At 62.6% G+C, this 20,439-nt stretch carries 17 protein-coding genes; 9 read left to right on the plus strand and 8 right to left on the minus strand.

From position 1 onward, the window contains the following. Positions 1–71: 71 nt before the first annotated feature. From U8U01_RS12785 to U8U01_RS12795, 3 genes are all read right to left on the minus strand, one after another. Entirely contained in the window at positions 72–2,423 is a 2,352-nt protein-coding gene (locus U8U01_RS12785) for a glycogen/starch/alpha-glucan phosphorylase (protein WP_322174791.1), read from the minus strand. Beyond that, positions 2,365–3,936 (minus strand): 4-alpha-glucanotransferase, encoded by a 1,572-nt coding sequence (malQ, locus tag U8U01_RS12790; RefSeq protein ID WP_322174794.1) that lies wholly within the window; start codon positions 3,934–3,936, stop codon positions 2,365–2,367. Before malQ ends, U8U01_RS12785 begins: the two co-directional genes overlap by 59 nt. 268 nt (positions 3,937–4,204) lie before the next feature. Further along, entirely contained in the window at positions 4,205–5,275 is a 1,071-nt protein-coding gene (locus U8U01_RS12795) for a branched-chain amino acid aminotransferase (RefSeq protein ID WP_322174797.1), read from the minus strand. Between the two features lie 537 nt (positions 5,276–5,812). Between U8U01_RS12795 and U8U01_RS12800 the strand changes: the two genes are divergently transcribed. The 6 genes from U8U01_RS12800 (at position 5,813) to U8U01_RS12825 (ending at position 12,294) form a co-directional block, all read left to right on the plus strand. After that, positions 5,813–6,373 (plus strand): manganese efflux pump MntP, encoded by a 561-nt coding sequence (locus tag U8U01_RS12800; protein WP_322174800.1) that lies wholly within the window; start codon positions 5,813–5,815, stop codon positions 6,371–6,373. Positions 6,374–7,317: 944 nt separating this feature from the next. Beyond that, on the plus strand, positions 7,318–7,905 hold the full coding sequence (locus U8U01_RS12805) for a flavodoxin family protein (protein ID WP_322174801.1): 588 nt from the start codon (positions 7,318–7,320) through the stop codon (positions 7,903–7,905). 40 nt (positions 7,906–7,945) lie between these two features. Next, the gene (locus tag U8U01_RS12810; RefSeq protein ID WP_322174803.1) at positions 7,946–8,686 is read left to right on the plus strand and encodes a YebC/PmpR family DNA-binding transcriptional regulator; all 741 of its coding nucleotides are present in this window, start codon (positions 7,946–7,948) and stop codon (positions 8,684–8,686) included. Between the two features lie 54 nt (positions 8,687–8,740). Beyond that, the gene (locus U8U01_RS12815) at positions 8,741–9,073 is read left to right on the plus strand and encodes a nucleotide pyrophosphohydrolase (protein WP_322174806.1); all 333 of its coding nucleotides are present in this window, start codon (positions 8,741–8,743) and stop codon (positions 9,071–9,073) included. 187 nt (positions 9,074–9,260) lie between these two features. After that, entirely contained in the window at positions 9,261–9,566 is a 306-nt protein-coding gene (locus U8U01_RS12820) for a metal-sensing transcriptional repressor (RefSeq protein WP_322174809.1), read from the plus strand. A 205-nt stretch (positions 9,567–9,771) separates the two neighbouring features. Beyond that, positions 9,772–12,294: a heavy metal translocating P-type ATPase gene (locus U8U01_RS12825; protein WP_322174811.1), complete on the plus strand. Its 2,523-nt coding sequence runs from the start codon at positions 9,772–9,774 to the stop codon at positions 12,292–12,294. Positions 12,295–12,355: 61 nt separating this feature from the next. On the opposite strand, the gene U8U01_RS12830 is transcribed toward U8U01_RS12825, so the two are convergent. The 5 genes from U8U01_RS12830 to serC all read right to left on the minus strand — a co-directional run bounded on the left by U8U01_RS12830 (position 12,356) and on the right by serC (position 17,912). Further along, the gene (locus tag U8U01_RS12830) at positions 12,356–13,750 is read right to left on the minus strand and encodes an Orn/Lys/Arg family decarboxylase (RefSeq protein WP_322174814.1); all 1,395 of its coding nucleotides are present in this window, start codon (positions 13,748–13,750) and stop codon (positions 12,356–12,358) included. Further along, a complete protein-coding gene (gene scfB, locus U8U01_RS12835) occupies positions 13,720–15,105 on the minus strand; it encodes a thioether cross-link-forming SCIFF peptide maturase (protein WP_322174817.1) in 1,386 nt (461 codons plus the stop codon). The genes U8U01_RS12830 and scfB overlap by 31 nt, the downstream gene beginning before the upstream one ends. Positions 15,106–15,195: 90 nt before the next feature. Continuing rightward, on the minus strand, positions 15,196–15,345 hold the full coding sequence (scfA, locus tag U8U01_RS12840) for a six-cysteine ranthipeptide SCIFF (protein WP_322174820.1): 150 nt from the start codon (positions 15,343–15,345) through the stop codon (positions 15,196–15,198). A gap of 272 nt (positions 15,346–15,617) precedes the next feature. Continuing rightward, positions 15,618–16,784 carry a 3-phosphoglycerate dehydrogenase family protein gene (locus tag U8U01_RS12845; RefSeq protein WP_322174821.1) on the minus strand — a complete coding sequence of 389 codons (1,167 nt, stop codon included), beginning with the start codon at positions 16,782–16,784 and terminating at the stop codon, positions 15,618–15,620. Between the two features lie 42 nt (positions 16,785–16,826). Continuing rightward, positions 16,827–17,912 (minus strand): 3-phosphoserine/phosphohydroxythreonine transaminase, encoded by a 1,086-nt coding sequence (gene serC / locus U8U01_RS12850; protein WP_322174822.1) that lies wholly within the window; start codon positions 17,910–17,912, stop codon positions 16,827–16,829. 320 nt (positions 17,913–18,232) lie between these two features. Here serC and U8U01_RS12855 point away from each other — a divergent pair, with 320 nt between their 5' ends. The 3 genes from U8U01_RS12855 (at position 18,233) to U8U01_RS12865 (ending at position 20,397) form a co-directional block, all read left to right on the plus strand. Beyond that, entirely contained in the window at positions 18,233–18,583 is a 351-nt protein-coding gene (locus U8U01_RS12855; RefSeq protein WP_322174823.1) for a DRTGG domain-containing protein, read from the plus strand. After that, positions 18,580–19,008, plus strand: a complete 429-nt coding sequence (locus U8U01_RS12860) for an ATP-binding protein (RefSeq protein ID WP_322174826.1) — start codon at positions 18,580–18,582, stop codon at positions 19,006–19,008. The genes U8U01_RS12855 and U8U01_RS12860 overlap by 4 nt, the downstream gene beginning before the upstream one ends. Before the next feature lie 66 nt (positions 19,009–19,074). Further along, positions 19,075–20,397 carry a [Fe-Fe] hydrogenase large subunit C-terminal domain-containing protein gene (locus U8U01_RS12865; protein WP_322174829.1) on the plus strand — a complete coding sequence of 441 codons (1,323 nt, stop codon included), beginning with the start codon at positions 19,075–19,077 and terminating at the stop codon, positions 20,395–20,397. Positions 20,398–20,439: the final 42 nt, after the last annotated feature.

Genomic DNA, 20,439 nt, shown 5'->3' on the forward strand with positions numbered 1-20,439 from the left:
CTGGGCCAATCAACAGGAAAAAGGGAGGGGCCAGGAGCCCTTCCCTTTTTTGCGTGGGTATTTTGTTGGGATTATTGCAGATGCCACACGTCCTGGTTGTACTGGGCGATGGCCCGGTCTGAGGAGAAGAAACCGGCTTTGGCGATATTGACCAGCATCTTTTTGGCCCAGGCCCGGCGGTCCTCGTACTGGGCGAGCAAGCCCTCTTTGGCGGCGATATAGGCTTTGACGTCCAGCAGGGCCATGAACCAGTCTTTGCGGCTCATGTCCTTATAGAGCCGGCCCAGGTTCTCCGGGTCGCCCAGGCGCATGAGGGTGGGGCTGATGATAAAGTCTACCAGGGACTCGATCTCCGGGTCGGCGGGGTAGTAGGCGGCGGGGCTGTAGCGGCCCGGCCCCTCTTTGTACAGGCCGATGACCGCATCGCTGGAGCGGCCGAAGATGCAGATGTTTTCGTCCCCGACCAGTTGGTGGATCTCCACATTGGCCCCGTCCTCGGTGCCCAGGGTGACGGCGCCGTTGAGCATGAACTTCATGTTGCCGGTGCCGGAGGCCTCTTTGGAGGCCAGGGAGATCTGCTCGGAGATATCGCAGGCGGGGATCAGCTTTTCCGCCCAGGTGACATTGTAGTTCTCCACCATGCGCACCTCCAGGTAGGGGCTGACCTCCGGGTCTTCGGCGATGAGCCGGGAGAGGCAGAGGATCAGGTGGATGATGTCTTTGGCGATGATATAGGCCGGGGCGGCCTTGGCCCCGAAGAGCAGGGTCAGCTTGCGGGCGGGCTTGTGGCCGGCCTTGATCTGCTGGTACTTCCAGATGATATACAGGGCGTTCATCTGCTGGCGCTTGTACTCGTGCAGGCGCTTGATCTGGATATCGAAAATCGAATCGACACAAAGGCCCTGGCCGGTTTTTTCCGCCATATAGGCGGCCAACTGGGCTTTCTTTTCCCCTTTGATGGCCAAGAGCCGGTCCAGCGTGTCCGGGTCGTCCTGGAATTGCAGCAGCTTTTCCAGTTCGTCCGCGTCCTTTTTCCAGCCGGGGCCGATTTTCTCCGTGATAAACCCGGCCAGCTCCGGGTTGCAGTGCATGAGCCAGCGGCGGAAGGTGACGCCGTTGGTTTTGTTGTTGAATTTTTCCGGGTATGCCTGGGCAAAGGGGCGCAACTCGGCCTCTTTGAGGATATCGGTGTGCAGGGCCGCCACGCCGTTTACGGAGAACCCGTAGTGGATATCCATGTTGGCCATGTGCACCAGGCCGTCCTTATCAATAATATGCAGCACGGCGTTGGGGTCTTTTGCCGGGGCCGCGGGGGCTTCTTCCCCTTTGGGCTGCCCCGGGCCGGCAGCGGGCTGGGTGGGGGCGGGGAACTTGGCCCGGACCCGCCGGTCCAACTCCTCGATAATGGGCACCAGGCCCGGCACGGCCTTTTGCAGGTAGTGCAGGGGCCATTTCTCCAAGGCCTCGGCCAAAATGGTGTGGTTGGTGTAGGCGCAGGTCTTTTCCACAATGGAGATGGCCTCGTCCATGTGGATGCCGTCTTGGAGCATCAGCCGGATGAGTTCGGGGATGATCATGGAGGGGTGGGTGTCGTTGATCTGCACCACCGCGTGCTTGTGCAGGTCCCGCAGGGCATAGCCCTGGGCGGCCAGGTCCCGGAGGATCAACTGGGCGGCGTTGCTGACCATGAAGTACTGCTGGTAGACCCGCAGCAGCCGGCCTGCCTCGTCGCTGTCGTCCGGGTAGAGGAACAGGGTGAGGTTGTGGGCCACATCGGCCTTGTCAAAACCGATGCCGTCTTTTACCAGGCCCTCGTCCACGGTTTCCAGGTCGAACAGGTGCAGGCGGTTGGCGCCGCCCTGGTAGCCGGAAACGGTGACGTCATACATGACGGACTTTACCGCCCCGCCGGGGAAGGGTACCGTAAAGCCCACGTCTGTCTTTTCGGCCCAGCAAGCCGGGTCCCCTTCCTGGGGGAGCCAGCGGTCCGGGTGCTCGTACTGTTTGTGCTCCCAAAAATTCTGGCGGAACAGGCCGAAGTGGTACAAAAGCCCTACGCCGTCCGCGGGCAGGCCCAGGGTGGCGGCGGAGTCCAGATAGCAGGCGGCCAAGCGGCCCAGCCCGCCGTTGCCCAGGGCCGGTTCGGGCTCCAGCTCCTCGATTTCGGAGAGGCTTTTGCCGGCGGCGGCCAGGGTTTCCCGAACCTCGTCGAACAGGCCCAGGTTGATCAGGTTGTTGGACAGCAGCTTGCCGACCAGAAACTCGGCCGAAACATAGTAGAGTTTCCGGCTGCCGGTAATGGGGGGGGCAGCGGCCAGTTTCTCTTTGACCAGGGCCAGCAGGCCCCGGTAGACGGCGCTGTTGTCAGCCTCGGCCAGATTTTTTACGCCCAAGCTTTTTTCCAGATGTTCCTTTACTGTCATGGGTATCCTCCATTTCAGCCCGGCCGGTAATAATGGTGAGCCGGGCGATTTTTTTAGCCAGTTCCTGGTCGTACGCGCCCTTTTCCATGCGCCAGCTCCAGTTGTGGGGGCCCACGGTGGAGGGGGTGTTGACCCGTGCGTCGGGGCCCAGGGCCAGGTAGTCCTGCATGGGGACGACGCACAGGCGGCATATGCTGGACATGGCCCCCCGGATAAAGGCCCACACCCCTTGGGGGCCGGCGCCGGTAAAGCCCAGATAGTCCTGGGCCTTGGCCAGGTCGGCCGGGGCGGCGCTTTTCAGCCAGCCCAGGGTGGTGTCGTTATCATGGGTGCCGGTGTAGATGACGGCGTTTTCTACCAGGTTATGGGGCAGGTAGCTGCTCTCCTCGCCGGCGGAAAAGGCGAATTGCAGAACCTTCATGCCCGGATAGCCGCTTAGTTTGAGCAGCCGGTGCACGGCGGGGGTGAGCATACCCAGGTCCTCGGCGATGATAGGAGCCCCGGGCAGCGCCTGGTTGACCGCCCGGATAAAGGAGAGGCCGGGGCCCTTGACCCACTTGCCGTTTTTGGCGGTGTCGTCGCCGTAGGGGATGGCCCAGTAGCTTTCGAACCCCCGGAAATGGTCGATGCGCAGAATGTCGAACATCTCCAGGTTGGCCCGCAGGCGGGCGATCCACCAGGCGTAGTTGTCCCCGGCCATGGCGTCCCAGCGGTAGAGGGGGTTGCCCCACAACTGGCCGTCCTCGGAGAAGGCGTCCGGCGGGCAGCCGGCCACGGCGGTGGGCAGGTTGCCGCCGTCCAGTTGGAACAGCGACGGGTGGGCCCATACGTCGGCGCTGTCGGCGGACACGTAGATGGGGGCGTCGCCGATGATCTGCACGCCTTTTTTGTTGGCGTATTTTTTCAGTTTCTCCCACTGTTTGAAGAACAGGTACTGGGTGAAGGCGTGGTAGCGGATATCCTCGGCCAACTCTTTGCGGGCGGCTTTGAGGGCGGCGGGGTCCCGCAGGCGCAGGCCCTCTTGCCACTGGGTCCAGGGCAGGCCGCCGTGGCGGGCCTTGAGGGCGGCGAAGAGGGCGTAGTCCTCCAGCCAGCCGGCCTGTTGCCGGCAGAACCGGGTGAGGGCCTTCTCTTTTTTAAAGTTTTGGAAAGCCTTGCGCAGCAGGGGCTCCCGGCTTTGGCGCAGGGCGTCGTAGTCCACCCGGTTGGGGCTGCCGCCGGTTTCCAGCTTTTTCAGGCGCTTCTCGGGGAGGAGGCCGTCCTCGCACAGCAGGGCAAGGTCAATATAGAGGGGGTCGCCGGCAAAGGCCGAGTAGCTTTGGTAGGGGCTGTTGCCGGCCCCGGTGGGGCCCATGGGCAGCACCTGCCAGAAACTTTGGCGGGCGGCGGACAAAAAATCCACCCACTGGCGGGCGGCCTTGCCCAGGGCCCCGATACCGTACCGGGAGGGCAGGCTGCTGACCGGCAGCAGGACGCCGGCCCGGCGGGGCGGGCGGGGGCTTCTATCTGGCATGATTATCACGATCCTTTCAGCCCCGGCTGGCGCGCGGGGCATTGCTGGGGGGGCGGCCCGCCGGAAGGGTGGGAAACACCGCGCACCGGCGCGGCCGCCTGCCTGTTGGGCGTGGTGATTGGCACCTATTGGTATAGTATAGCATATTGGGGCAAAATTTTCCATATAAATTAGCGCCGCGGGAAAATTTTTACAAGGGTGCAAGGGGCGGACGGAAAAAAGGAAGGCCCCAGAGGGCCTTCCCGCTGCGCCGGGCCCCGGGCGGGGCTTAGCGGATTTCCACCGTCCAGCCGAAGGTATCCTCCAGGCGGCCGGTCTGGATGCCGGTGACGGTATCGTAAAGCTTTTGGCTGAGGGGGCCGATGCCGCCCCCGGCGATCTCCATGACTTCGTCCCCATAGCGTAGGGTGCCGACCGGGGAGATGACCGCCGCGGTGCCGCTGCCCCAGCACTCCTCCAGGGAGCCGTCCCGGGCGGCGGCCACCAGTTCTTCCACACTGACCCGGCGCTCCTCTACCTCCAGGCCCCAACTGCGGCAGAGCTCCAGGCAGGTGGCCCGGGTGACGCCGGGCAAAATGCTGCCGTTGAGGGCGGGGGTGACGACCTTGCCGCGCAGCTTGAAGAAGATGTTCATGGAGCCCACTTCCTCAATATACTTGCGCTCCACGCCGTCCAGCCAGAGGACCTGGGCGTAGCCCTCGGCATCGGATTTCTCTTGGGCTTTGAGGCTGGCCGCGTAGTTGCCGCCGGCTTTGGCCTCGCCGATACCGCCGCGGACGGCCCGGACGTAGTCGTCCTCGATCCAGATTTTCACCGGGTCCAGCCCGCTGGCGTAGTAGGCGCCGGAGGGGGAGAGGATGATGATGAACTGGTAGCTGTGGGAGGGGTGCACCCCCAGGTGGGGGTCGGTGGCGATGATGAAGGGGCGCACATACAGGGAGGTGCCGGGCTGGGTGGGGATCCAGCCCTTATCTACGCTTACCAGGGTTTCCATGGCGTGCATGAAGTCGGCGGCGGGCACAGGGGGGATGCACAGCCGGCGGCAGGAGTTCTCTGCCCGGGCAATGTTGCGGTCCGGGCGGAACATCAGCACCCGGTCGTCTGCCGCGTGGTAAGCCTTGAGGCCCTCGAACATCTCCTGGGCATAGTGGAACACCATGGCGGAGGGGTCCAGGGAAATGGGCTGGTAGGGCACGACGCGGGGGTCGTGCCAGCCCTGGCCCTCGTTGTAGTCCATGATATACATATGGTCGGTAAAGATCTGGCCGAACCCCAGCTTGCTTTCATCGGTGGGCTTTGGCTTGGGGGTTTTTGTCAGTTCGATCCTGATTTCCTGCATTTTCAGCAACCTTCTCTCCTGATAAATGATGGGGGGACAGGCGCAAGGGCCTACCGGCAGCCCTGGCGGGCCGTGCGCCGCTTGTGGTCACATTATAATACGGTGGGCGGGAAAATGCAAGCTGTGGGGTGGGGCGCTTGCAGGGATAGGGGAAAAAAGGGGAATGTGCATAGTTTTTCTCCACTTTGCAGGGCGGGTTTCTAAAGTGGCAGGCTTGACGAAACGCCGGGGGGAAAGTATAATTTTGGTAAATCAGTAGGGCTTGTTTGAAAAAGCGGAAACGCTGCCTTTTTTGGGGCAAAAACCCGCCGTTTCCCCTATTTGCAAACAGGCCCTAGAGTCTGTTTTAAAACGCCGAAACGCCGTCTATTTTGCCCCAAAACGATGTTTTCTGCGTCAAAAATCCTCGAAAGGCGGCAAGCCTTTCTTGCGGTTTTTTCCTTGAAAGCTCTGGTTTTCGGACAAAAATCCGACATTTCTCCGGATTTAAAACAGACTTTAAGCCAGATAGGCTGCGGCCGGAAGGAGGAAACAGGTATGGGGCTGGCGGAACTGTTTTTGGTGGCGGTGGGGCTTTCGATGGACGCCTTTGCCGTGGCGATATGCAAGGGGCTGGCGCTGCAAAAGGCCAGCGGTAAAAGCATGGCGCTGGTGGGGCTGTGGTTTGGGGGCTTTCAGGCGCTGATGCCGGTGCTGGGGTACCTGGTGGGCGTGCAGTTTAAGGACGCCATTACGGCTGTTGACCATTGGATCGCCTTTGGGCTGCTGGCGGTGATTGGCGGCAATATGGTGCGGGAGGCCCTGGCCGGGGACGAGGAGGAAGCGGACGCCTCGCTGGCGCCCAAGGCCATGGTGCTGCTGGCGCTGGCCACCAGCATCGACGCATTGGCCGTGGGGGTGGGCTTTGCCTTCCTCAGTGTGAACATAACCGCCGCCGCGGGCTTTATCGGCGGGGTGACTTTTGTGCTCTCTGCCGCCGGGGTGAAGGTGGGCAGCGTGTTCGGGGCCCGCTATAAGGCCCGCGCCGAACTGGTGGGCGGCGTCATCTTGATTTTGCTGGGCACGAAGATTTTGCTGGAGCACCTGGGGGTGCTTTAAGGCTGTCGGCTGCCGGGGCGGGGTGGGTGTGCTGGGGAGGGTGCGCAAGGGGCGCTGCCCCTTGCGGATCCCTGCCAGAGGGCCGTGGGCCCTCTGGACTCCCGATACCGCGCACGGACCGCGCTATGGTTTTAGGGCTTTTGGCACGCGAAGGGGAAACGGGATGGTGACTGGTTTTCTTTTTTTGAAGGGCCGGGCGTGTTTGAAAAATTGAAAAGTGTTTTCTTTTTTATAGAAAAGCTACGGCAAGCGGGAGATGGGCTTGGGGTTTCTTCTTAAAAACGGATTTTTTCTGGTGAAGGATTTGGCATTTTCTTTGTTTTAGAGGGTTAAAATCCGGGCCGGAGGGGGATTCCAAAGGGCCAGTGGCCCTTTGGCGGATTCTCAAGGCAGCGCCTTGAGCCGCCGGAGGCGGGGCGGGTGCGCTGGGGGATGCAAGGGGCGCTGCCCCTTGCGGATCCCTGCCAGAGGGCCGTGGGCCCTCTGGACTCCCGATACCGCGCACGGACCGCGCTATGGTTTTAGAGCTTTTGGCACGCGAAGGGGAAACGGGATGGTGACTGGTTTCCTTTTTTTGAAGGGCCGGGCGTGTTTAAAAATTGAAAAGTATTTTTATAGAAAAGCTACGGCAAGCGGGAGGTGGGCTTGGGGTTTCTTCTTAAAAACGGATTGTTTCTGGTGAAGGATTTGGCGTTTTCTTTGTTTTAGAGGGTTAAAATCCGGGCCGGAGGGGGATTCCAAAGGGCCAGTGGCCCTTTGGCGGATTCTCAAGGCAGCGCCTTGAGCCGCCGGAGGCAGGGCGGGTGCGCTGGGGGGAGGCTTGACCGGCGGCGGGGATTGTGGTACAATAATGGGCGCCGAAAGGGCGGGGCTTTGCGGGGGAAGTGGCCGGGGGCCCTGGGGGGATTGAAGGCGTACGACCAACAAAATGCCAGGGGGAGAATATGGGCTTATTGGAACATAAAAAGCGGCTGCTGGTGCTGTTTGGCTCGCCCAACAGCCACGGGAGCACCCGAATGCTGCTGGACGGGTTTTTGCGGGAGTTTAAGGAGCGCAAGGAGTGGCAGATCGACGAGATGGACACCTACGCGCTGAACCCCCATCCCTGCACCGGCTGCCGGGCCTGCGCCAAAAAGGAGAAGTGCCGGTGGGACGACCTGGACGGCTTTGACAAGGAGCTGCGCCGCTGCGACCTGCTGGTGGTGGCCTCGCCGGTATACAATGACTCGTTCCCGGCGCCGATGAAGGCGCTTTTGGACCGCACGCAGCGGTATTTTGAGGCGCGGTTCTCGCTGAACATCAGGCCGCCGGTGAAAAAGCACCGGGACGCGGTGCTGCTGCTGGCCATGGGCCGGGAGGAGGACTTTCCGGTGGAGGTGACGGCCCACCAACTGCAAAGGGCCTTCAGCGTGATGAACACCACCCTGCGGGGCTGCGCCGTGTGGGACGGCACGGACCGGGGCAGGCAGAACCTGGGCCCGGCCCTGCAAAAAGCCAGGGCGCTGGCCCTTGAAATCCTGGGCGAGATGTGATATCATTGAAAAAGAAACTTATTGCAAAGTGGGGTTCAATATGTCTGGACATTCGAAATGGAACAATATCAAGCGGAAAAAGGAAAAGGCAGACGGCGCCAAGGCGAAGATTTTTACCAAGATCGGCCGGGAACTGGCGGTGGCCGTGAAGGAGGGGGGCAGCCCTGACCCGGCGGCCAACTCCCGGCTGAAAGACTGCATTGCCAAGGCCAAGGCGGCCAATGTGCCCAACGACAACATCGAGCGCATTATTAAGCGCGCGGCGGGGGAGGGCAGCGCGGACAGCTACGAGAACATCACCTACGAGGGCTACGGGCCCTGCGGGGTGGCGGTGATTGTGGAAACCCTGACCGACAACCGCAACCGTACCGCCGCCGACGTGCGCCACGCCTTTGACAAATACGGCGGGAACCTGGGCACGACCGGGTGCGTCAGCTTTATGTTTAAGGAGAAGGGCGTGATTGTGGTAGAACGGGAGGGCCTGGACGAGGACACGGTGATGGCCGACGCCCTGGAGGCCGGGGCCGCGGATTTTGCCGCGGACGAGGATGTGTTTGAGATCAGCACCGAGCCGGAGGACTTTAGCGCGGTGCGGGAGGACCTGGAGCAGAAGGGGTATGCTTTTGTTTCCGCCGAGGTGGAGATGGTGCCGGACACCTACACGGCCATTGCCGACCCGGACACGGTGGTGAAGATGCAGAAGATGCTGGACCTGCTGGAGGACAACGACGACGTGCAGAACGTGTGGCACAACTGGGACGCCCCGGAGGACGAGGAGTAAGCCGGCCGGGGAACCGGACAGGCCGGCAATTTGCCGGGGAAAGGAGCGGTTGGGATGGGCAGTTTTGGGTTTGCGGAGATGCAGGCCATACAGGAGGAGTTGCAGGCACGGTATTTTGAACGGTGGGGCGGGCTGCGCCCGGAGAAGGGCCGGGACAGCCTTTTGTGGATGATGATTGAGGCGGGAGAGGCCGCGGATATCATTAAGAAACGGGGGGACGGGCCCATTGTGGACGACCCGGCGGTCCGCCGGCACTTTGTGGAGGAACTTTGCGACGTGCTGATGTACCTGAATGACGTGATGCTCTGCTATGGGATTGGCCCGGAGGAATTGGAAGAGGCTTACCGGGAGAAACACCGCCGCAACATGGGCCGCTGGCCTACCTGAATCAAATAGCCGGAAAGCGGGAGCAGGGGCTCCCGCTTTTTTGCGTTTGGAGGGAGGGATCAAAAGGGTGAAATTTTCTCGGATTGGTACTTGACAAATACCCCCTTAGGGTATATACTATAAATACCCTAGGGGGGTATAAAGGCCCCGCCGGGGGGCAGGATAGATACAGAGAGGAGGCCCGGCCATGTGCGAGGGATGCTGTAAGGGAAGTAAAAAGACCCGGATGCGCTCGCCGGAAGAACTGAAACGGCTGTGCAACCGGCTGAGCCGCATTGAGGGGCAGATACGGGGCATACGGGGGATGTTGGAAAAGGACGCGTACTGTATGGATATCCTGGACCAGGCGGCGGCGGCCAACGCCGCGTTGCGCGCCTTTTCCGGGGAGCTGCTGGCCCAGCACCTGCGCACCTGCGTGGCCCGCGACCTGCGGGCCGGGGACGAGGGTACGGTGGAAGAACTGGCCGGGGCCCTGCAAAAGCTGATGAAATAAAGGCCGGCGGGCTAGAGTCTGTTTTAAAACCGGAGAAATGCCGGATTTTTGTCCAAAAACGAGGGCTTGCAAGGAAAAAACCGCAAGAAAGGCTTACCGCATTTCGAGGATTTTTGACACAGAAAGCGCCGTTTTGGGGAAAAGTAGACGGCGTTTCGGCGTTTTAAAACAGGCGCTAGGGTCTGGCGGAGAGAGGAGCGGTGCTATGAAACAGTTTTCGGTTACGGGCATGACCTGCGCGGCGTGCAGCGCCCGGGTGGAAAAGGCAGTGGCCCAGGTGCCGGGGGTGACAGGGTGCTCGGTGAGCCTGTTGACCAACAGCATGGGCGTGGAGGGGGCCGCGGCCCCGGAGGCGGTGATTGCGGCGGTGGAAGAGGCCGGCTATGGGGCGGCGGAGAAAACGGCCGCCCGGCAGGCCGCGCCGGCGGCAGACGCCAGCGCGTTGGAGGATAAGGAATCCCCCCGGCTGAAAAAGCGGCTGCTGTGGTCGTTGGGGGTTTTGCTGGCGCTGATGTACCTTTCTATGGGGCACATGATGTGGGGCTGGCCGGTACCCGGCCCTTTGGGCCACAACCATGTGGCCCAGGGGCTGGTGCAACTGCTGCTGACCGGGGCCATTATGGTGATCAACCAGCGGTTTTTCATCAACGGGTTCAGGAGCCTGTGGCATAGGGCCCCGAATATGGACACCTTGGTGGCTTTGGGGGCTGCGGCGGCCTTTGGGTACAGCGCCTATGCCCTGTTCGCCATGACGGACGCCCTGCTGCGGGGGGATATGGCCGGGGTGGACACCTATATGATGGAACTGTATTTTGAATCGGCGGGGATGATTTTGACGTTGATCACCCTGGGGAAGATGCTGGAGGCCCGGTCGAAGGGGCGCACCACCGACGCGCTGCGCAGCCTGATGGACCTGGCGCCCAAGACCGCGACCCTGGTGCGGGACGGCCAGGAGCAGGTGGTGCCTGTGGAGCAGGTGCAGCCGGGGGATGTTTTTGCCGTGAGGCCGGGGGAAACGATCCCGGTGGACGGGGTGGTGGCCACGGGCGTTAGCGCGGTGGACGAAAGCGCCCTGACCGGGGAGAGCGTGCCGGTAGATAAGGCACCGGGGGACCTGGTGTCCGCAGCCACGCTGAACCGCTCTGGCTACTTGCAGTGCAAGGCCAGCCGGGTGGGGGAGGACACCACCCTCTCCCAGATCATCCGGATGGTCAGCGATGCGGCGGCTACCAAGGCGCCCATTGCCAAGGCGGCGGATAAGGTTTCCGGGATTTTTGTGCCGGTGGTGATCGCCATTGCCCTGGTGACCACCGTGGTTTGGCTACTGCTGGGGCAGGGGGCAGGCTTTGCCCTGGCCAGGGGGATCTCGGTGCTGGTGATCAGTTGCCCCTGCGCCCTGGGCCTGGCCACGCCGGTGGCCATTATGGTGGGCAGCGGGCTGGGGGCCAAAAACGGCATTTTGTTTAAGACGGCCCTTTCCCTGGAGGCGGCCGGGCGCACGGAGGTGGTGGCGCTGGATAAGACCGGCACCATCACCAGCGGCCAGCCCAAGGTGACCGACCTGCTGCCCGCGGGGGACACCGGGGAAAACCGGCTGCTGGCGCTGGCCGCGGGCCTGGAGGCACCCTCGGAGCACCCGCTGGCGGCGGCCATTGTGGAGGAGGCCCGGGCCAGGGGGCTGGAACTGCCCGGCGCGGAGGGCTTTACCGCTGTACACGGCCGGGGGGTGCGGGCCAGCCTGGACGGGGCGGCCTATATCGGCGGCAACCTGGCTATGATGGAGGAGGCGGGCGTTCGCACGGCGGAACTGGACAGCCGGGCCGGGGCCCTGGCCGGGGAGGGCAAGACCCCCATGTTCTTTGCCAGGGAGGGGGATAAGGCGCTGCTGGGGGTGATTGCCGTGGCGGACACCCTCAAGGAGGACAGCCCGGAGGCTATACGGGAGTTGCAGGGCATGGGCCTGCGGGTGGTGATGCTGACCGGCGACAACCAGCGCACCGCCCAGGCGATCGGCAAGCAGGCGGGGGTGGATGAGGTGATTGCCGGGGTGCTGCCCGACGGCAAGGAGAGCGTGATCCGCCGGCTGAAAGAGCAGGGCAAAACCGCTATGGTGGGGGACGGCATCAACGACGCCCCGGCCCTGACCCGTGCAGACACAGGCGTGGCCATTGGCGCGGGCACGGACGTGGCCATTGACGCGGCGGACCTGGTGCTGATGAAGAGCCGCCTTTCCGACGTGCCGGCCGCCATACGGCTGAGCCGGGCTACCCTGCGGAACATCCACCAGAACCTGTTTTGGGCGTTCTTCTACAACGCGGTGGGTATCCCGCTGGCGGCGGGGCTGTTTATCCCCTTTGGGCTGACCTTGAACCCCATGTTTGGGGCAGCGGCCATGAGCCTTTCCAGCTTTTGCGTGGTGTCCAATGCCCTGCGGCTGAATTGGTTTAAGCTGCGGGACCCCCGCCACGACCACAGGCGTAAGCCGAAAAAACAGACCATAAATAAGGAGGAAATTGCTATGACAAAGACCATGAAGATTGAAGGGATGATGTGCGGCCACTGTGAGGCCAGGGTAAAGAAGGCTTTGGAGGCCCTGCCACAGGTGGAGAGCGCTGTGGTCAGCCATGAGGCCGGTACCGCGGTGGTGACCCTGTGCGGGGACATTGCCGACAGCGGCTTGCAGGCTGCTGTGGAGGCACAGGACTATCAGGTGACGGGCATCGAGTAAAAGAGGGGCCCAAGGGCAAAAAAAGAGCCTGCCGCGCTGCGGTGGGCTCTTTTTTTGCGGGTTAGGGGCCGCCCGGCGCCACCACCGCCAGGCGGCTGATGCCGTAGTAGCGGCAGACAGCGGCGGCGGCAGGGGGGATCTCCTCGCCGGGGACCAGGGGGGCTACGGCGGGGGGGCAGGAAACCTGGGGCGAGGCGGCCACCCGGCCAACGGCCTGGTCCAGGGGTAGGGTTTCCTGGGGAGAGAACATGGCCTGGCGGATGGACAGGACCTGCCGGGGCGGGGCGGGAAGGGGCGGGGCCTCCGCCAAAGGGGGGAGGGGGGGCCGCTGGGACAGTTGGGAAAGGGCTTGCTCCAGCAGGGAGAGGTCGCCGGGGGGGTTCTCCGGGGTGGGCATGAGCACCAGATAGTCCGGGCCGGCGTACTCGGCGGTAATGCCCTGGGCCTCTAAAGCGGCGGCCAGGGCCTGGCCGGTGTAGCCCCGGCTGCGCCCGTCCACGGTGATTTTCAGGGGTTCGTCCCCGGAAAAGGCCCAGCCCTGCCGGGACAGGCGGGCCTTGAGCCCGGCAATGTGGGCGGTGGCCTCTGCCAGGCGCCGGGGGTAGCCTTGGGCAAGATAGGCGTTGGCCTTGTCCAGGGACTGGAGGATCAGGTAGGAGGGGCTGGTGGAGCCGAACAGGGCCATGGCCGCGCCGCCGTGGGCGGAGAATTCTGGGGGGGCGGTAGGGGCAATGTGCAGGTAGGCCCCGCCGGTGAGTACCGGCAGGGTCTTGTGGGCGCTGTCGCAGCAGAGGTCCGCGCCCAGGGCCAAGGGGTGCCGGCTGGGGGAGAGGAAGGCCAGATAGGCCCCGTGGGCGTTATCCACCAGCAGGGGCACCCCCTGCCGGTGGGCGACGGCCCCTAAGGCGGGGATATCCGCGGTGTTGCCCAGGTAGTCCGGGCTGGTGATGTACACGGCCGCCGGGTAAGGCTCCTGGGCCAGGGCATCCGCCAGGCGGTGGGGGGGGATGGGGCAGCGGCAGAGGCTGCCTTCCCCCGGCGGGGGATAGAGCCAGCGGACGTCCAGGTCCAGCAGGGCGGCCGCGGTGAGAAAGGCCCGGTGGGCGTTGCGCCCGGCCACCACCACCGGCCTTTGCCCCGGATACCGCTGCCGGGCCCGGAGTACGGCCAGGTATAGCATGGCCCGGATGCACTGGGAGGAGCCCCCGGTGGCGTACAGGGTGGAACCTGCCCCAAAGAGCCCGGCGGCATTGCGCTGGCTTTGGGCGATGACGCCGGTGGGGGCGTAGAGCCAGTCGGCGCCGTCGATCTCGGTGATGTCGGCGGGCTCGCAGCCCAGGAAACACCGGCCCTTGTGCCCGGGCATATGCAGCCGTACCGGCTTCCGGCGGCGGTAGGCGGCGACAAAATCACAGATGGGGGTGTTCATGCCCCGGTAAGCCCGGCCTGGGCGCATTGCAGCATAATGGCGCACTCCATGCGCTTGCGGAACAGCTCGCACCCGGGCTTGTAGGCGCCGTTGACAGAGCCGGTGGCATGGTAGGCGTTGGCGGCGCATCCCCCGGAGCAGTACAGCTTGGCCCAGCAGTTGGCGCAGTCCGGGCGGGTGTACACGTTGCAGTTGCGGAAATCCTGCTGCACAAGGGGGGCCGTGACCCCTTCGTACACGCTGCCCAGGCGGAATTTCTCATCCCCCACAAACTGATGGCAGGGGTACAGGTCCCCCCAGGGGGTGACGGCCATGTACTCGGTGCCGGAACCGCAGCCGGAGATGCGCTTATAGATGCAGGGGCCCCCTTCCAGGTCCACCATATAGTGGTAGAAGGTAAAGGGGCGGCCCTCTTTTTGGCGGGCCAGCATGGTTTCGGCCAGCTTTTCGTATTGCTCCATCACCAGGGGCAGGTCCTCCGCCGTAAGGGCGGCCGGGTCGCTGGGGTCGCAGACCACGGGCTCCATGCTCAACTGGTCAAAGCCCAGGTCCAGCATGGCTTGGACGTCAGCCAGGAAATCCGGGTTATAATGGGTGAAGGTGCCCCGCATATAGTAGTTTTTGCCCCCCCGGGCCGCGACCAGTTGCCGGAACTTGGGGACGACGGTTTCCCAACTGCCCCGGCCGGCATAGTCTACCCGGAAACGGTCGTGGACTTCCCGGCGGCCGTCCAGGCTGAGCACTACGTTGTGCATCTCCCGGTTGGCAAAGCTGATGACGTCGTCATCGATAAGCACCCCGTTGGTGGTGAGGGTGAAACGGAAGTTTTTGCCGGCCTGCTGCTCTACCGAACGGGCATAGGCCACCAGGTCTTTGACCACCTGCCAGTTCATCAGGGGCTCGCCGCCGAAGAAGTCTACCTCCAGGTTGCGGCGGGAGCCGGAATTCTCTATAAGGAAGTCCAGGGCCCGGCGGCCTACCTCAAAGGGCATGAGGGCCCGCTCGCCGTGGAATTTGCCCTGGGAGGCAAAGCAGTAGGCGCAGTTCAGGTTGCAGGTGTGGGCCACGTGCAGGCACAGGGCCTTGACCACCGAACCGCTGCGCGCTTTAAAAGTGCCGGCCATGCCCTCGAAACGGTCCGGGGTGAAGAGGCGGCCTTCCTGCTCCAGCCGGGCGATGGCCTCCCAGCAGCCCTCCACCTCGGCGGGGGTGAGCTCCGGCCGGTGGGCGTACTTCTCCAGGATAGACCGGACGAGGGCCTCCCGCGGCAGCTCTTTATATTGGGCGATCATGTCATAGGCGGCTTCATCCACCACGTGTACCGCGCCGGAGCAGGCGTCCAGGACGATGTTAAAGCCGCCAAGCTTATATTGATGTACCATAAAAACTCCTTCCACAGGCCGGGGCCTGGAACCAAGAAAAAGTGCCGCCGGCCGTAGAGGCACAGCGGCACTTGAGAACCATGGGCCGGCTTATTTGCCGGCCTTTTTTTCACACTGCTGATTGGCGATACCGCAACTGGTTTTGCAGGCGGACTGGCAAGAGGTCTGGCACTCGCCGCAGCCGCCGTTTTTGGCGCTTTCGCACAGATCGCGGGTGTTCAAGGATTTGATCAGCTCCAAAGCTATTCCCTCCGTTCGCGCCGGGTGGCGCAGTTATTAAATGGGTCATATCTGACGGTATTGGTATTATAGCATAGCTGCAAGCCGCGTTGCGTCTTGCCAAATCGCCAGGGCGATTTGTAAACTTGCTCTGCAAGTTTCGGCTCTACTGAAATATCCTGGGGATATTATAGCATAGGGCCAGGGCGTTGTCAAGGCAGGGGGTGGGGCAGGGGGTGTTTAAACTCTTCCTTTGAATACGCCTAGTGGGGCCCTGGCCGGGGCCTTGAAGGTTAAAGGATCACACGGACGCGGATGATGGCGGGCAGGGAGCCCAGGGAGAGGGCCGCGGCGTGGGGGTCGCCGCCCTGGACGTCCAGGACGGTGTAGGCGTAGTTTTTGCGGGATTTGCTCTGCATATTTTCGATATTGATGCCGGCCTTGCCGCACACGGAGGTGAAGTCGGCGATTACGCCGGGCTGGTTTTCGTGGATGACGCAGATGCGCTGGGTGCTGGGCTCCCGTGGCATGGAGAGGCTGGGGAGGTTGACGGCGTTGACAATGTTGCCGTTCTCCAGGTACTCTTTTACCTGGTCCACGGCCATGACGGCGCAGTTGTCCTCGCTTTCGGGGGTGGAGGCCCCCAGGTGGGGCATGGCGATGAGGTTTTCGGCGCCGATCATCCCGTCGGTGGGGAAGTCAGTGGCGTAGGCGGCCACCTTGCCGCTTTGCAGTGCGGCCAGCAGGGCATCGCTGTCCACCAGGTCGCCCCGGGCCAGGTTGACGATGCGCACGCCGTCCCGCATTTTTTCCAGGCTGCCGGCATTGACCATGCCTTTGGTGTCCGGGGTGCTGGGGGCGTGCAGGGTGATGTAGTCGCAGTGCTGGTAGATCTCCTCCAGCGTCAGGGAGCGGTGCACGGACCGGGACAGCCGCCAGGCGGCATCCACGGAGAGGAAGGGGTCATAGCCGTAGACCTCCATGCCCAGGGAGTGGGCGGCGTTGGCCACCAAAATGCCGATGGCACCCAGCCCTACCACGCCCAGGGCCTTGCCTTGCAGCTCCGGCCCGGCGAACTGGGCTTTGCCTTTTTCCACCAGCTTGCCGACCCCGGCGCCCTGGCCCTTGAGGGTCTTGACCCAGTCTATGGCCGGGGCGATTTTCCGGGAGGCGAGCAGCAGGGCGCAGAGCACCAGCTCTTTAACGGCGTTGGCATTGGCACCGGGGGTGTTGAACACCACCACGCCCTTTTTGGCGCAGTCTTCCACCGGGATATTGTTGGTGCCGGCACCGGCCCGGGCAATGGCCAGCAGGTTTTCTTCCAGGGCCATGTCGTGCATGGAGGCGGAGCGCACCAAAATGGCGTCCGGGGACTCTATCTCCGGGGAGAAGGTGTAGCGCTCGCCAAAGCGCTTGGTACCTACGGGGCTGATTTTGTTGAGGCAGCGTATTTTGTACATGGGGATCATCCTCTCATGAAATATTGCGGGGCGGTTGGGGGCTTAGCCGTTTTCCTGTTCGAACTGCTGCATAAAGGCTACCAGGGCCTCTACCCCCTCAGGCGGCATGGCGTTGTAGATGGAGGCCCGCATACCGCCCACGCTGCGGTGGCCTTTCAGGTTGACAAAGCCGGCCGTGGCGGCCTCTTTGACAAATTTGGCGTCCAGGTCCTTGTCGCCGGTGACGAAGGTCACGTTCATGATGGAGCGGCTGTCTTTTTCGGCACAGCCCTTGAATAGCCGGGAACTGTCCAAAAAGCCGTACAGCACCTGGGCTTTTTGCACGTTGCGGGCCTCCATGGCCTCCAGGCCGCCGATCTCGTCCCGGATCCACTCCAGCACCAGCTTGCAGATGTAGATGGACCAGCAGGGGGGCGTGTTGTACATACTCTCGTTTTTGGCCATGACCCCGTAGTTGAACATGGTGGGGGTGCCTGGTTGGGGCTCGCCGATCAGGTCCTCCCGGACAATGACAATGGTGAGGCCGGCGGGGGCCACGTTCTTTTGGGCGCCGGCGTAGAGGAGGCCGAACCGGGTGACGTCCATGGGCCGGCTGAGGATGCAGGAGGAGATATCCGCCACCAGGGGTACCCGGCCGGTAGGGGGGAGCCGACTCCAGGTGGTGCCGTAGATGGTGTTGTTCAGGCAGATGTGGAAGTAGTCGGCATCCGGGCGGAACTGGCTTTCGTCCAGGGTGGGGATGCGGGAGAAGTTATCCTCTTTGGAGGAGGCCACGGCTTTGCAGTCGCCGTAGCGGGCGCCCTCCTGGAAGGCTTTGGTGGAGAACTGGCCGGAGAGGACGTAGTCCGCCTTGCGGGACCCGGTCAGCAGGTTCATGGGCACGGCGGCAAACTGGCTGGAGGCCCCGCCCTGTAAAAACAACACCTGGTAGTTTTGGGGGATACCCATGACTTCCCGGAGCAGGCGCTGGGCGTCTTTGATGATGGCATCGTAGACAGGGGAGCGGTGAGACATCTCCATAACGGACTGGCCGGAGCCCTGGTAGTCCAGCGTTTCGGCGGCGGCCTTTTGCAGCACGGATTCCGGCAGCATGGAGGGGCCGGCGGAGAAGTTGTAAACTCGTGACATAAATTTGCCTCCCGGTTGGAATATTTTTTATTTCGTTAGCGTAATAAAGGAGCTTATAACTATTATTATACCGTGGAGGGTCCTGAAATGCAAGAAAAAACCCGGCCAAACCCGGCCCTTTGGAAAAATGCGGCGAATTTCATAAAATATTTGCACTAAGCTCCCCATATATGATATAATAGCGTTTATAAGGGCCAGGGGCGTTGGGCGGGGTACCGGCAAACGCCTGCGCGCCCGGAGAACAGCCGCACAGCCGTGCGGGCGCCTACAAGGCGGGGCCCCGGAAGGGGCCGGGCAATCTCAAAACAGGAGGCAAAACTATGCAGGTAAAGGACATTGTTGACATTTTGAAGTGCCAGGTACTGATTGAAGGCGACATGGAGCAGGAGGTTAAGACCGCCTGCGGCAGCGACATGATGAGCGATGTGCTGGCGTTTGTAAAGGACCAGTCGGTACTGCTGACGGGGCTGATGAACCCCCAGGTGGTGCGCACGGCGGAGATGATGGATATGCACTGCATCATTTTTGTGCGGGGCAAGCCGGTGAACCAGCAGGTGCTGGATTTGGCGGAGATGAAGGATATGACGGTGCTTTCTACCCCGTACCGGATGTTTACCGCCTGCGGGCTGCTGTTTGAGAATGGGCTGCGAGGGGGGTGCGACATCCAATGAGTATGCTGCATTTGGAGTATCAGGTGCCCGGAGATGACTTTACCAGGGCGGGCGAGGCCAGCGGGGACGTGAAACATAAGCTGAAAAAGCTGGGGTACGAGCCGGACGCCATCCGCCGGGTTGCCATTGCCATGTACGAGGGGGAGATTAACCTGGTGATACATGGGGGCGGCGGCGAGGCCGTGGTGGACGTGGACCCGGACCGGGTGGACATTGCGCTGATTGACCAGGGGCCGGGCATACCGGACGTGGAACAGGCCATGCAGGCCGGTTGGAGCACCGCCCCGGACAACGTGCGCGCCCTGGGCTTTGGGGCGGGCATGGGCCTACCCAACATGAAGAAGTACACCGACGAGATGACCATTGACTCTACCGTTGGGGTGGGGACGACGGTGAAGATGGCGGTGTTCCCGGGACGGAAATAACCAAGATTCTGCTTTGGGGCCCGGTTTTTGCCGGGTGCTGCCCCAAAGAAGGAGGAATGTCATATCATGGCAGAGTTTTATCATTCTGTGACGCTTTTTGAGGATAAATGCGTGGGCTGTACCAACTGCGTCAAGCGCTGCCCCACCGAGGCGATCCGCATACGGGGGGGCAAGGCGTTTATTGCCCCGGAGCGGTGTATTGACTGCGGGGAGTGCATACGCATCTGCCCCCACCACGCCAAACGGGCCAGGTTTACCCATATGGACGCGTTGGAGCGCTTTACATATAAGATCGCCCTGCCGGCGCCGGCGCTGTACGGCCAGTTTAACAATCTGGACGACATTGACTATGTGCTGACCGGCCTTAAGCAACTGGGCTTTGACCAGGTGTATGAGGTTTCACGGGCGGCGGAGCTGGTGAGCGAGGCCACCCGCAAGCTGATGTACAACGCCGAAAGCGGGGCGGATATCCCCCGGCCGGTGATCAGTTCGGCCTGCCCGGCGGTGGTGCGGCTGATACGGGTGCGGTTCCCGGATTTGTGCGGCCATGTGCTGCCGTTGAAGTCGCCCATGGAAACGGCGGCGGGGATGGCCAAGAAGGAGGCCGCGGAAAAGACCGGCCTGCCGGAAAGCCAGATCGGCTGCTTTTTCATCACCCCCTGCCCGGCCAAGGTGACGGACATTAAAATGCCGTTGGGCATGGGGCGGTCCCAGGTGGACGGGGCCATTGCCATCAGCGAGGTGTTCCCCCAGTTGAGCCACAAGATGGACCACCTGGAATGCGTGGAGCCCATTGCCAACTCGGGGATCATCGGGGTGGGCTGGTCCACCAGCGGGGGGGAGTCGGCGGCGCTGCTGAACGAAAAATACCTGGCCGCGGACGGCATTGAGAATGTGATCCGGGTACTGGAGGAGATTGAGGACGAGCGCATAGGCGACCTGGACTTTATTGAACTGAACGCCTGCGCCGGGGGCTGCGTGGGGGGCGTGCTGTGCGTGGAGAACCCCTATGTGGCCAAGGCGCGGATACAGCGGCTGCGCAAGTACCTGCCTGTCAGCCAGAACCACCTGGCGGGGGGGCCTATTCCCAGGGAAATGGAGTGGGAGGGGGAGTTGGAGTTTTCCAATGTGATGACCCTTTCCACGGATTTGAAAGAGGCCATGCAGATGATGGTGGAGATCAACACCCTGGAAGAGGAACTGCCGGGGCTGGACTGTGGCGCCTGCGGCGCGCCTACCTGCCGGGCCTTTGCAGAGGACGTGGTGAAGGGGGCGTGCAAGAAGGCGGACTGCGTGTTTGTGTACCGGAAACAGATGCAAAAGCTTTCCAGTACGCTGAGCGAACTGGAAGGCGGGTTGGGCTGGCACCCGGGGCAAGGGGAAGGGTGAAACGGGCCGGCGGGCTGGGGGAGAGCGGCGTGGGGGGCGGGT

This window comes from Acutalibacter caecimuris, from assembly GCF_034335085.1.
In the GTDB taxonomy this organism is placed as follows: Bacteria; Bacillota; Clostridia; order Oscillospirales; family Acutalibacteraceae; genus Acutalibacter; species Acutalibacter caecimuris.